Genomic DNA, 13,322 nt, shown 5'->3' on the forward strand with positions numbered 1-13,322 from the left:
CCTATCTTCGCCGCAACAAACATTGGTAATATGAAACGATTTATTTCCATAGCATTCTTCCTGTGCTTGTTCATATCCTTGCAGGCACAAGAAGTCTACACCACTAAGAACATTCCTAAAGTACACCTTCAGGACAAGACGGGTTATGTCTGCAACCCTGCCGACATCTTATCCAAAGAGGCATGTGCCGACATAGACCGCATGCTCTACGCATTGGAGCAGCAGACGGGTATTGAAACGGTAGTTGCCGTTGTTCCCTCCATCGGACAAGAAGACTGTTTTGATTTCTCACACCGGCTGCTCAATGAATGGGGAGTAGGGAAAAAAGAGAAAAACAACGGTCTGGTCATTCTGCTGGTAACCGATCAACGCTGCATCCAGTTTTATACGGGATACGGTTTGGAAGGGGACCTGCCTGACGCCATCTGCAAACGCATACAGACCAAATATATGATTCCCTATCTAAAAGACGGTAATTGGGATGCCGGAATGGTCGCGGGTGTAAAGGCGGTCTGTTCACGTCTTGACGGCACTATGGTGAATGACACGGAAGAGGAGGATGACCTCTCCGTAGGAGGTATCCTACTGGGACTTATCGGTTTCCTCGCAGTGGCATCTATTATAGGCATCCTTGCCCAACGCGCTGCCAACAAATGCCCCAACTGCGGACAACATAAATTGCAACGTAGCAGCAGCATACTCATCTCACGCCGCAATGGAGTGAAAACGGAAGATGTGACCTACACCTGCCGCAATTGCGGACATAAAGTAGTGCGCCGCCAGCAGTCATACGATGAAAACTACCGGGGAGGAGGCGGAGGTGGTCCGGTCATCTTCGGTGGTGGAGGTCTCTTCGGCGGAAGTGGCGGAGGAGGCTTCAGCGGTGGTAGCTTCGGAGGCGGTATGGGAGGTGGCGGTGGAGCCGGTTCCCGGTTCTAACGCCGAGTATGTGTCATCTGTGCGCCATCAACCGTTTTGACACACCTTCGAGGATACTGGAAGAAAATAAAACGTTTACATAGAATATAATTAAATGATTAATAACTGCCTTCCCCTCCTCCCCTCTCTCTATCGGAGAGGAATCGGAGGTGAGGCCTAAAAATGAAAAGTATGAAGAAATCAACCATTATCATTATCGTTGTTATAGCTCTTCTCGCCATTTGGGGTGTAACCGGCTATAACGGACTCGTAACCATGGACGAAAATGTCAGCGGACAATGGTCGAACGTAGAAACCCAATACCAACGCCGTGCCGACCTGATTCCGAACTTGGTGAATACCGTGAAAGGATATGCCACGCACGAGAAGGAAACACTGGAAGGTGTAGTAGAAGCCCGCAGCAAAGCCACTCAAATCAAAGTGGATGCTGCAGACCTTACTCCGGAAAAGCTGGCTGAATATCAGAAAGCACAAGGTGCGGTGACTTCTGCCCTCGGTAAATTGCTTGCCATCACAGAAAACTATCCGGACTTGAAAGCAAATCAGAATTTCTTGGAACTGCAGGCACAGCTGGAAGGTACGGAAAACCGTATCAACGTAGCACGGACCAACTTCAACAATGCAGCCAAGAACTTCAATACAGCCATTCGCCGTTTCCCCAAAAATATCCTTGCCGGTCTCTTCGGTTTTGAGAAACGAGCTTATTTCGAAGCGGCAGAAGGAGCGGAACAAGCTCCCCAGGTACAATTCTGATAAATACACAACTCTATAGCGAGGCACAAAGGCGAGAAACTTTGTGCCTCGCTTTGTGTTGTAGAAGATTAGATGTATCTTTGCACATTCAATTGAACAAACCTATTATCTCATGAGTAATCAACGATACATGATGCGAGGCGTCAGCGCATCTAAGGAAGATGTGCACAACGCCATCAAGAACATCGACAAAGGTATTTTCCCGCAGGCTTTCTGCAAAATTATCCCCGACATTTTGGGCGGTAACCCGGAGTATTGCAACATTATGCATGCCGATGGAGCAGGCACCAAATCCAGTCTTGCCTATATGTACTGGAAGGAAACCGGCGACCTGGGTGTGTGGAAAGGCATTGCACAAGATGCACTGATTATGAACATCGACGACCTGCTTTGTGTGGGTGCGGTAGACAACATTCTGGTATCCTCTACCATCGGACGTAATAAACTTCTCATCCCCGGCGAAGTAATTTCAGCCATCATCAACGGTACGGACGAACTGCTTGCCGAACTCCGCGAGATGGGCGTAGGCGTTTATGCCACCGGTGGCGAAACAGCCGACGTGGGCGACCTTGTACGTACCATTATCGTAGACTCGACAGTGACCTGCCGCATGAAGCGCTCAGATGTTATAGACAATGCCAATATCCGTCCGGGCGATGTGATTGTTGGTCTGGCATCTTACGGAAAGGCTACTTATGAGAAAGAATACAATGGCGGTATGGGCAGTAACGGACTGACCAGCGCACGCCACGATGTATTCTCCAAATACCTGGCAGAGAAATACCCTGAAAGCTATGACAAGGCTGTACCCGAAGAACTGGTATACAGTGGCAAGCTAAAACTGACAGACAGTGTCGAAGACAGTCCGCTGGATGCAGGAAAGCTGGTACTTTCCCCTACCCGCACCTACGCACCGGTAGTAAAGAAACTGCTCGATGCGCTCCGTCCCCAAATCCACGGTATGGTACACTGCTCGGGCGGCGCACAAACCAAGGTACTGCACTTTGTGGGAGACAACTGCCGTGTCATCAAAGACAATCTCTTCCCCGTTCCACCGTTGTTCAAGACCATCAAGGAGCAGAGCGATACGGACTGGAGCGAAATGTACAAGGTGTTCAATATGGGACATCGCCTGGAAGTGTACCTCTCTCCCGAACATGCAGAAGAGGTGATTGCTATTTCGAAGAGTTTCAACATCGATGCACAGATTATAGGCCGCGTGGAAGAAAGCGACAAGAAAGAACTGATTATCAAGAGTGAATTCGGAGAGTTCAAGTATTAAATATATGGCAGACAACAATACCATACTCGAAAAGCTGGAAGGGCTTGTCGCCCGCTTCGAAGAAGTGTCGACCTTGATTACAGACCCGGCAGTGATTGCGGACCAGAAGCGTTACGTCAAGCTCACCAAAGAATATAAAGAACTGGGCGACCTGATGAATGCCCGCAAAGAGTACATGCAAGTACTGCGTGGCATAGAAGAAGCCAAAGAAATCATCGCCAACGAAACAGACCAGGAGATGCGCGAAATGGCACGCGAAGAGCTGGATGCCTGCCAAAACCGCCAACCGGAACTGGAAGAGCAGATAAAGCTGCTGCTTGTCCCCGCCGACCCGCAGGACAGCCGTAATGCCATCCTCGAAATTCGTGGCGGCACGGGTGGTGACGAAGCGGCAATCTTTGCCGGCGACCTCTTCCGCATGTACACCAAGTACTGCGAATCCAAGGGATGGAGAATGGAGATATCCAGCGCCAACGAAGGTGCAGCCGGCGGTTTCAAGGAAATTGTCTGCTCCGTGACGGGCGACAATGTATACGGCACACTGAAATATGAATCGGGCGTGCACCGCGTGCAGCGCGTACCGGCCACAGAAACGCAAGGACGGGTACACACCTCAGCTGCCAGCGTAGCCGTGCTTCCCGAAGCCGAAGAGTTCGACGTAGTTATCAACGAAGGTGAAATCAAGTGGGACACCTTCCGAAGCGGTGGTGCCGGCGGTCAGAACGTGAACAAGGTGGAATCCGGCGTGCGCCTGCGCTACAACTGGAAAAATCCCAACACAGGCATAGTCGAAGAAATCCTCATCGAATGTACCGAGACGCGCGACCAGCCCAAGAACAAGGAACGCGCCCTCTCGCGCTTGCGTACCTTCATCTACGACAAGGAACACCAGAAGTACATCGACGACATCGCCTCCAAGCGTAAGACGATGGTCAGTACTGGCGACCGCTCCGCCAAGATACGCACCTACAACTATCCGCAAGGACGCATCACGGACCACCGCATCAACTACACCATCTACAATCTCGCCGCCTTCATGGACGGAGACATCCAAGACTGCATCGACCACCTGATTGTGGCGGAAAATGCAGAAAGACTGAAAGAGAGCGAACTGTAAGGCAGTGATAAGTAACCCGTAACTAAAAAATAATATGAACAAACAGCAATTATTCGAGAACATCAAGCGCAAGAAGTCATTCCTTTGCGTAGGTCTTGACACCGACATCAAGAAAATACCCGAACATCTTCTGAAAGAGGAAGACCCTATATTCGCTTTCAACAAAGCCATCATCGACGCTACTGCCGACCTCTGCATCGCCTACAAGCCCAATCTGGCATTTTATGAGAGCATGGGCGTGAAAGGCTGGATAGCTTTCGAGAAAACCGTAAACTACATCAAGCAGAACTATCCCGACCAATTCATCATCGCCGACGCCAAACGCGGTGACATCGGGAACACCTCTGCCATGTATGCCCGTACCTTCTTCGAAGAGCTGGATATAGATTCCGTAACCGTAGCTCCCTACATGGGCGAAGACAGTGTGACCCCGTTCCTTACGTACGAAGGCAAATGGGTAATCCTGCTTGCGTTGACCAGTAACAAAGGCTCGCACGACTTCCAGCTGACGGAAGACACCAACGGCGAACGCCTCTTCGAAAAAGTGCTCCGCAAATCCCAGGAGTGGGCCAGTGACGAACAGATGATGTACGTAGTAGGCGCCACACAAGGCCGCGCCTTCGAAGATATCCGCAAGATTGTTCCCGAACACTTCCTATTGGTTCCCGGCGTAGGCGCACAAGGCGGCTCCCTGGAAGAAGTCTGCAAGTATGGCATGAACAAGACTTGCGGCCTGATTGTCAACTCCAGCCGTGGCATCATCTACGTGGACAAGACAGAGAACTTCGCCGCCGCCAGCCGAAAAGCAGCCCAAGAAGTGCAGGCACAGATGGCGGAAGAGTTGAAAAAAGTGATTAACGACTAACGCTTAATGTTCGAAAGAAAGATTATCAACGACCCTGTCTTCGGGTTCATCAACATACCAAAGGGGTTGTTGTACGATGTTGTACGACATCCCCTTTTGCAACGTCTAAACCGTATCAAGCAACTGGGGTTGTCCTCTGTCGTATATCCCGGTGCGCAGCATACACGGTTCCAACACTCTTTGGGAGCCTTCTACCTAATGAGTGAGGCCATCCAGCAACTTGCCACCAAAGGAAACTTTATCTTCGACAGCGAAGCCGAAGCTGTGGAAGCCGCTATCCTGATGCACGACATCGGCCACGGACCCTTCTCCCACGTACTGGAAAATACCATCGTGCAGGGCGTCTCCCACGAAGACATCTCCTTGATGCTGATGGAACGTATCAACAAGGAAATGAACGGACAGTTGACACTCGCCATTCAAATTTTCAAGGATGAATACCCCAAGCGCTTCCTGCACCAACTGGTAAGCGGGCAACTGGATATGGACCGCCTGGACTACCTGCGCCGCGACAGCTTCTATACCGGAGTGACCGAAGGCAACATTGGCTCCGCCCGCATTATCAAGATGCTGGATGTAAAGGATGACCACCTGGTAGTAGAGTCCAAAGGCATCTATTCTATTGAGAACTTCCTCACCGCCCGCCGCCTGATGTACTGGCAAGTCTATCTGCACAAAACCTCCGTTGCCTACGAGAAAATGCTGATTAGCACCCTGCTCCGCGCCAAGGAACTGGCAAGTCGCGGCATAGACCTCTTTGCCTCACCCGCCTTGAAATTCTTTCTATACAACGACATCAGCCGGGAGGCATTCTACAACAATCCCGAATGTTTGGAGAATTTCATTCAGTTGGACGATAATGACATCTGGACTGCCCTCAAGGTATGGAGCCGCCATTCGGACAAGGTTTTGTCCACCCTGAGCGCCAGCATGATTAACCGAAACATCTTCAAAGTCGAGATTTCTACCGAACCTATTAGTGAGGAACGGAAAAAAGAACTAACTTTGCAAATCAGTGAACAACTGAACATCCCTCTCTCCGAAGCGAGATATTTCATCTCTACCCCCAGCATCGAGAAGAATATGTACGACGAGGCAGATGACAGTATTGACATCCTCTACAACGACGGCAGCATCAAGAATATTGCCGAAGCATCGGATATGCTCAATATCTCTCTTCTGTCCAAGAAAGTAAAAAAGTACTACTTATGCTACCAACGTTTGCATAGATAAGTATAAAATATTCACCTCAGGACAAGGAAATATAAAAAAAAAGTCCGTTATTTGCGTTTTGAAACCATCTAACAAGAATAAGACATGGAGTTCTCTGCTAAACAAATTGCAACATTTATCCAAGGAGAAATTGTTGGAGACGAGAATGCTACCGTTCACACCTTTGCGAAAATCGAAGAGGGAATACCGGGAGCCATCTCCTTTCTATCCAACCCCAAATATACCCCCTACATATACGAAACCCAATCAAGCATTGTTCTGGTAAACAAGGACTTTGTTCCGGAACAAGAAGTGAAAGCCACCCTGATTAAAGTGGACAATGCGTATGAAAGTCTTGCTAAATTGCTAAATCTTTATGAGCAAAGCAAGCCAAAGCGGGTGGGAATTGACTCTCTGGCCTTTGTTGCCGAGACAGCTAAAATTGGCAAGGATGTTTACATTGCGCCTTTTGCCTGCATTGGCGAATACGCAGAGGTGGGAGACAATACGGTCATTCATCCGCACGTCACGATTGGCAGCGGTGCCAAAGTGGGCAATGACTGTATTATTTACGCTAACTCCACCATCTACCACGATTGCCGAGTAGGAAACCACTGCATCCTGCACTCCGGTTGCGTTATCGGTGCAGACGGTTTCGGCTTCGCCCCCACTTCCGAGGGCTATGAAAAAATACCGCAAATAGGTATCACTATCCTGGAAGACCATGTGGAAATCGGTGCCAACACGTGTGTGGACCGTGCTACTATGGGAGCCACCATCGTACATAGCGGTGTGAAACTGGATAATTTGATTCAGGTGGCACACAATGATGAAATAGGCTCCCACACCGTAATGGCGGCGCAAGTAGGTGTAGCAGGTTCTACCAAGATAGGAGAATGGTGCATGTTCGGCGGGCAGGTAGGCATTGCAGGTCATATTCATATTGGCAACAAAGTGAACCTTGGCGCACAGTCTGGTGTTCCCAGTAGCATAAAGGACGGTAGCCAGCTTATCGGTACCCCTCCTATGGAGCTGAAACAATATTTCAAGGCATCCATCGCACAAAGAAGTTTGCCGGAAATGCAAGTGGAACTGCGCCAGCTCCGCAAAGAATTGAATGAACTTAAACAACAATTAAATAAGTAACCAATGTTAAAACAAAAGACTCTAAAAGATAGCTTTTCGCTTAGTGGAAAAGGTCTTCATACGGGACTTGACCTAACCGTTACTTTCAATCCTGCTCCGGATAACCATGGATACAAAATCCAACGTATTGACTTGGAAGGACAGCCTACCTTCGATGCCGTTGCAGACAACGTATCCGAAACTACCCGTGGAACTGTAATCTCCAAAAACGGAGTAAAGGTGAGCACAGTGGAGCATGGTATGGCAGCCCTCTATGCATTGGGTATCGATAACTGCTTGATACAGGTAAACGGACCGGAATTTCCCATTCTGGACGGAAGCGCCCAATATTATGTCAACGAAATAGAGCGCGTAGGCACTGTAGAACAAAATGCCGTAAAAGATTTCTATATCATCAAGTCCAAAATTGAATTCCGTGACGAAACAACTGGCTCTTCCATCATCGTGTTGCCGGACGAGAACTTCAGCTTGAATGTATTGGTATCATACGATTCCAACATCCTCCCCAACCAGTTTGCAACGCTGGAGGACATGACGAAGTTCAAGGATGAAATCGCCGCAAGCCGTACTTTCGTGTTTGTACGCGAAATTGAGCCGTTGCTGCAAGCCGGTCTTATCAAGGGCGGCGACCTTGACAATGCGATTGTTATTTACGAACGCGAAATGTCCCAGGAGAACTATGACAAGCTGGCCGACGTGATGGGTGTTCCTCATATGGACGCCAAACAATTGGGATATATCAACCACAAACCTTTGGTGTGGCCCAATGAATGCGCCCGCCACAAGTTACTTGATGTCATCGGTGACCTGGCCTTGATAGGCAAGCCCATCAAGGGCCGTATCATCGCTACCCGCCCGGGACACACTATCAACAATAAGTTCGCCCGCCAGATGCGCAAGGAAATCCGTTTGCACGAAATACAAGCCCCTACCTACGACTGCAACCGCGAACCGATTATGGATGTAAACCGCATCCGCGAACTTCTGCCTCACCGTTACCCGATGCAATTGGTGGACAAAGTCATAGAAATAGGTGCCAACTACATTGTAGGTGTCAAGAACGTAACTTCCAACGAACCTTTCTTTCAGGGACACTTCCCGCAGGAACCCGTAATGCCCGGTGTGTTGCAGATAGAGGCAATGGCACAGACGGGAGGTTTGCTTGTACTGAATTCAGTGGATGAACCGGAACGTTACTCCACCTACTTCATGAAGATTGACGGTGTGAAATTCCGCCAGAAAGTGGTACCTGGAGATACCCTCATCTTCCGTGTAGAGCTGATGGCCCCCATACGCCGCGGCATCTCTACCATGAAAGGCTATGTGTTTGTAGGCGAAAAAGTTGTCTGCGAAGCAGAGTTTATGGCGCAAATAGTTAAGAACAAATAATAAAATTTACGATTAGACTATTTACGATTTACGATTCAAATTACTCGTGAGAATTATCACATTCGGATAAAATCGTATATACAGTAAATCGCAAGTATTCTCAATCGTAAATCGTAAATAGCTAAATCGTAAATAATATGATAAGTCCCTTAGCGTATATTCATCCCGAAGCCAAAATCGGGGAAAACGTAGAGATTGCTCCTTTTGTTTTCATTGACAAGAATGTGGTAATCGGTGATAACAACAAGATTATGGCAAATGTCAACATTCTGTATGGTGCACGCATCGGCAATGGAAACACCATTTTCCCGGGAGCCGTTATCGGTGCCATTCCCCAGGATTTAAAGTTCAGAGGGGAGGAAAGCACTGCTGAAATCGGAGACAACAATATCATACGTGAAAACGTAACTGTCAACCGCGGTACAGCTGCCAAAGGCAGAACCATCGTCGGCAACAACAATCTCCTGATGGAAAGTGTACACGTGGCCCACGATGCTCTGATAGGCAACAGCTGTATCATTGGCAACTCTACAAAAATGGCGGGTGAAATTGTCATCGACGATTATTCCATCATCAGTGCCAATGTACTGATGCACCAATTCTGCCATGTGGGCGGTTATGGAATGATACAAGGCGGATGCCGTTTCAGCAAGGACATCCCGCCGTACATCATTGCCGGACGCGAGCCTATCTGCTATGCGGGAATCAATGTGGTAGGGTTACGCCGCCGTGGCTTCTCCAACGAGACCATTGAGAAAATCCATGATGCCTATCGTATTATCTATCAAGGCGGTCTGAACAATACGGATGCCTTGAAGAAAATCGAGGATGAAATGGAAATGACACCGGAAATAAGCTATATCGTAAACTTTATACGTGAATCAGCCCGCGGCATTATCCCCGCAGGAAAATGAAAAACGTATGATTTACACAAAGTCAGAAATCATAAATTATAAATCATCATGATCTACAGATTTACAATCATCTCTGATGAGGTGGACGATTTTGTCAGAGAAATACAGATAGACCCGGAAGCTACCTTTTATGACTTCCATGAAGCGATTCTAAAGTCGGCAGGCTACACTAACGACCAGATGACTTCTTTCTTCATTTGCGATGATGACTGGGAGAAAGAGAAAGAAATTACGCTGGAAGAAATGGATGACAATCCGGAAATGGACAGTTGGGTGATGAAAGAGACCCAGTTGAGCGAACTGGTTGAAGACGAGAAGCAGAAACTTCTCTATGTATTCGATTATATGACTGAGCGCTGCTTCTTCATCGAGCTTTCTGAAATCATTACCGGAAAGGAAATGAAAGGAGCCAAATGCACCAAGAAGGCAGGTGAAGCTCCCAAGCAGACCATTGATTTTGAAGAGATGGCAGCTGCTGGCGGTTCCCTTGATTTGGACGAAAACTTTTACGGCGACCAGGACTTCGATATGGAAGATTTCGACAAAGAGGGTTTCGGCGGTTTGGACGAAGCCGGAAACTCCTTTGAAGAAGAGAAATATTAAACAGACATACCATACAGATTTCTTTTAGGCACGGATTACACGGAAACACACGGTTGTTATTGAATATTCCGTGTAATCCGCGTAATCCGTGCCTATTTTTTTACCCGCATGCACACCCTAATCGTACTTATCGGTCCCACCGGAGTAGGCAAAACAGAGCTCAGCCTCCGATTGGCAGAACATTTCCATACTTGTATCGTCTCGGCCGATTCGAGACAACTCTATGCAGATTTAAAGATAGGCACGGCTGCCCCTACACCGGAGCAACTGCAACGGGTACAGCATCACTTCGTCGGTACCCTGAAGCTGACAGACTATTACAGTGCCGCCCAATACGAAGCGGAAGTGATGAAGCTGCTGGAAGACCTGTTTACAAAGCATAACACCGTACTGCTGACCGGAGGCTCAATGATGTATGTAGATGCAGTCTGTAAAGGAATTGACGACATTCCGACCGTAGATGCCGATACACGCCAGCTCATGCTGCACAAATACGAAACAGAAGGTCTGGAAAGACTTTGTGCGGAACTTAAGCTGTTGGATCCGGAATATTACAAAATAGTAGATTTGAAGAATCCCAAACGCGTAGTCCATGCTTTGGAAATCTGCTACATGACGGGAAAGGCCTACACTTCCTTCCGCACTCAACAAAAGAAAGAACGCCCCTTCCGTATCATCAAAATAGGATTAACACGTAACCGGGAAGAGCTTTATGAACGCATCAACTGCCGGGTGGACCAAATGGTGGAAGAGGGTTTAGTGGAAGAAGCGCGCATGGTCTACCCGCATAAAAGTCTAAATTCCCTAAATACAGTAGGCTACAAAGAAATATTCAAGTACCTGGATGGTGAATGGACATTACCCTTTGCCATCGAAAAGATAAAGCAGAACTCACGCATCTATTCCCGTAAGCAAATGACCTGGTTCAAACGAGACGAGGAAATCCACTGGTTCCACCCGGAGCAGGAAGGGGAAATACTGGAATACTGTCATTGTTCCATCAAAGGCGTATAAGCCTTTCGGACAAGTGCTTCCACATCTTGATAAAGCTTCTGCATTTCTTGAGAATCAATGCTTCCTTGCTGTCTCCAGCTGTCCAACAATAGGCATGTACGGCGAAACACCTCTGCCTCTACCGTAACAAGCTGCTGCATATAGCCATTATTCTCCATATTGTACAGTTTTTCCCAATTCAGATAACGATTGGTTCCCATCCCCTGATTGTAACAAAAGACATTGTTGGAAAGCCGGAGTGACCAATCACTGAGCGGAGCGGCGACACACGCCTTGTCCCAACATACCATCGGAGGCAGAAGTCTATCCGCATCCTTCACCCAAAGCGGCACGGCAATACCCGTAGGAGGATATCCCAGCATTGTCCACATCGTAGTAAGTTCCGCCTTCTCACCCGGTTTTACGCCCTGCACCACAATGGAACAAGAAGTGCTGTTACGGGGAATAAAATCCTGGTCGACAAACCAACCGGAACCTTGCGGGCGATTAAACTTCCCGCTCTTCAAATCAATATCGAGCATGCCATTGCGAAACGAACGTGAAAGATCATTGAAGATACCCTGCGGCGTAATTCCCCCCATTGCAGAAGCTCTCATCAGTACCCGGTCTGCCTCCATATAGCGCACATAACCCGCCCCCCGATTCACTTCACCGGCAAAAGAGAAGTTGGTACGGGCAATGTAGCCGTAAGGAGCATCTTTGGGATTATTGGCATCATACATCGTATATTTATAATAATCCACCTCAAACATGGCGGCAGCGCCTTGAGCGTCGATTACGCCAAAATTGGCCTCTATCAAGCTGGGCTTGGAAATGGTATCGAGGAAATGGCAGAAATCCTCCACCGTGGCACAAACCTCCAAGGCACGGTAGATAATCCTCCCGTTGGCTGCCCCCCGTTCTTCCCCATCTTTCACTTCCACCAGATTGTAGGATTGGGTGTTCATCAAGGCAAAACCAACGGAGTTTGTACCCATCCATGCCTCTTTCAAGGCAGGAAAGTTAGCACTATTCACATCGGCAATGAAGTTATACTTCTCCCCTTTTATATAAGCAACATGATTTCGCAGATAGTCCGTATCACGGTTTTTCCATAGCAACGGACGGCCGTCAGGAGTAACCTTTCCAGAAACGACGGCAGATGTACAAGCCAGAACCGGCTCAGCAGTGAGTGCCGCAAGCAGTCCCCATATTAAAAAAAGATGTTTTATCATAACCTTGCCTTCCTTAGATTTATATTCGCAAAGGTATGATAATCTGTGAAAGGGCAAAAGAAATCCTCTGAAATCCTTATCCCCTATTCATCAGGAAAGAATTATTCGCTGACAAGTTTCTGCAACTTATCCTGCATATACCGAAGTTTCGCAGTTCCAGTACCTTGTTCTATATGACGGATAATGCCTTTCTTATCCACCAGTATAGTGACCGGCATACCACTCACATGAAAGGTCTCGAAGAAAAACAAGTCATCGGCTATCTGGGTAAAGAGGAAAGGACGGCTCTCTACAATTTTCTTTATTTGTACAGCACTGTCAAAAGTCGTAGCAAGATAGGTTACATCAGGATAGACTTCTATCCATTTGTTCAGCTCCGACATTTCACGGATACAAGGACCACAGCCGGTATACCAGAAGTTCAAGACCATAGGACGTCCCGTCACATCGGCCTTGCTCCATTCCTGTCCTTCTGTGTCTTTCACTTTGAATTCCGGAAAAGCCTTTCCTATCCATTCTTCCTTCTTCAAAGTCTGTACGGCACCGCCTATCGGCAACTTCTTCCCCGTTCCTCCACGGTAACTCATCAAGAAAGCTTCCGCACCAGGCACCTCGTCGGCAGGAGTAGCATATTCTCTCACCTCCTCAGACAGCACAATGCCCTTGCGCAAGCGGAGTTCCGTAACCTCGTGTCTCGCGCCGTCCTCATGTATTATGAAAGCCGCCACGTTGTCCGAACCCACACCAGGCGGCATGCCTTCGAAGAAAAGCCCGCCCACCAAATAATATTTCTTACCGGCTGTCTGGGCAGAGCAAAGCCCTGCCCCCACAGCTACCAGAATCAGAAACAAAGAGAGAATTTTCCTTATCATAG

At 48.2% G+C, this 13,322-nt stretch carries 13 protein-coding genes; 11 read left to right on the forward strand and 2 right to left on the reverse strand.

Annotated features, from left to right (window positions below; genetic code table 11):
• Nucleotides 1-30 precede the first annotated feature (30 nt).
• The 11 genes from DWX62_RS08010 to miaA all read left to right on the forward strand — a co-directional run bounded on the left by DWX62_RS08010 (nt 31) and on the right by miaA (nt 11,234).
• Entirely contained in the window at nt 31-939 is a 909-nt protein-coding gene (locus DWX62_RS08010; RefSeq protein ID WP_120172701.1) for a TPM domain-containing protein, read from the forward strand.
• Between the two features lie 171 nt (nt 940-1,110).
• The gene (locus DWX62_RS08015; RefSeq protein ID WP_005835359.1) at nt 1,111-1,692 is read left to right on the forward strand and encodes a LemA family protein; all 582 of its coding nucleotides are present in this window, start codon (nt 1,111-1,113) and stop codon (nt 1,690-1,692) included.
• A 112-nt stretch (nt 1,693-1,804) separates the two neighbouring features.
• Entirely contained in the window at nt 1,805-2,974 is a 1,170-nt protein-coding gene (locus DWX62_RS08020; RefSeq protein WP_120172702.1) for an AIR synthase-related protein, read from the forward strand.
• Nucleotides 2,975-2,978: 4 nt separating this feature from the next.
• Complete coding sequence (gene prfA / locus DWX62_RS08025) at nt 2,979-4,091, forward strand: peptide chain release factor 1 (RefSeq protein ID WP_120172703.1); 1,113 nt, start codon at nt 2,979-2,981, stop codon at nt 4,089-4,091.
• Between the two features lie 34 nt (nt 4,092-4,125).
• A complete protein-coding gene (pyrF, locus tag DWX62_RS08030) occupies nt 4,126-4,956 on the forward strand; it encodes an orotidine-5'-phosphate decarboxylase (protein ID WP_005835353.1) in 831 nt (276 codons plus the stop codon).
• 6 nt (nt 4,957-4,962) lie between these two features.
• Nucleotides 4,963-6,189 carry an HD domain-containing protein gene (locus tag DWX62_RS08035; protein ID WP_120172704.1) on the forward strand — a complete coding sequence of 409 codons (1,227 nt, stop codon included), beginning with the start codon at nt 4,963-4,965 and terminating at the stop codon, nt 6,187-6,189.
• A gap of 84 nt (nt 6,190-6,273) precedes the next feature.
• Complete coding sequence (gene lpxD, locus DWX62_RS08040; RefSeq protein WP_005835349.1) at nt 6,274-7,314, forward strand: UDP-3-O-(3-hydroxymyristoyl)glucosamine N-acyltransferase; 1,041 nt, start codon at nt 6,274-6,276, stop codon at nt 7,312-7,314.
• Nucleotides 7,315-7,317: 3 nt separating this feature from the next.
• The gene (locus DWX62_RS08045) at nt 7,318-8,703 is read left to right on the forward strand and encodes a bifunctional UDP-3-O-[3-hydroxymyristoyl] N-acetylglucosamine deacetylase/3-hydroxyacyl-ACP dehydratase (protein ID WP_005823709.1); all 1,386 of its coding nucleotides are present in this window, start codon (nt 7,318-7,320) and stop codon (nt 8,701-8,703) included.
• A gap of 137 nt (nt 8,704-8,840) precedes the next feature.
• The gene (gene lpxA, locus DWX62_RS08050) at nt 8,841-9,617 is read left to right on the forward strand and encodes an acyl-ACP--UDP-N-acetylglucosamine O-acyltransferase (protein ID WP_005823711.1); all 777 of its coding nucleotides are present in this window, start codon (nt 8,841-8,843) and stop codon (nt 9,615-9,617) included.
• A 48-nt stretch (nt 9,618-9,665) separates the two neighbouring features.
• A complete protein-coding gene (locus DWX62_RS08055) occupies nt 9,666-10,220 on the forward strand; it encodes a hypothetical protein (protein ID WP_005823714.1) in 555 nt (184 codons plus the stop codon).
• 108 nt (nt 10,221-10,328) lie between these two features.
• Nucleotides 10,329-11,234, forward strand: a complete 906-nt coding sequence (miaA, locus tag DWX62_RS08060; protein WP_005823716.1) for a tRNA (adenosine(37)-N6)-dimethylallyltransferase MiaA — start codon at nt 10,329-10,331, stop codon at nt 11,232-11,234.
• Here the strand turns inward: miaA and DWX62_RS08065 are convergent.
• Both DWX62_RS08065 and DWX62_RS08070 read right to left on the reverse strand, forming a co-directional pair.
• Nucleotides 11,210-12,448, reverse strand: a complete 1,239-nt coding sequence (locus tag DWX62_RS08065; RefSeq protein WP_117887397.1) for a hypothetical protein — start codon at nt 12,446-12,448, stop codon at nt 11,210-11,212. The two genes, miaA and DWX62_RS08065, sit on opposite strands and share 25 nt — an antisense overlap.
• A 101-nt stretch (nt 12,449-12,549) precedes the next feature.
• The gene (locus DWX62_RS08070) at nt 12,550-13,320 is read right to left on the reverse strand and encodes a TlpA disulfide reductase family protein (RefSeq protein WP_022401726.1); all 771 of its coding nucleotides are present in this window, start codon (nt 13,318-13,320) and stop codon (nt 12,550-12,552) included.
• Nucleotides 13,321-13,322 lie beyond the last annotated feature (2 nt).

Source organism: Bacteroides sp. AF20-13LB (assembly GCF_003603065.1).
Classification (GTDB): Bacteria; Bacteroidota; Bacteroidia; order Bacteroidales; family Bacteroidaceae; genus Bacteroides; species Bacteroides uniformis.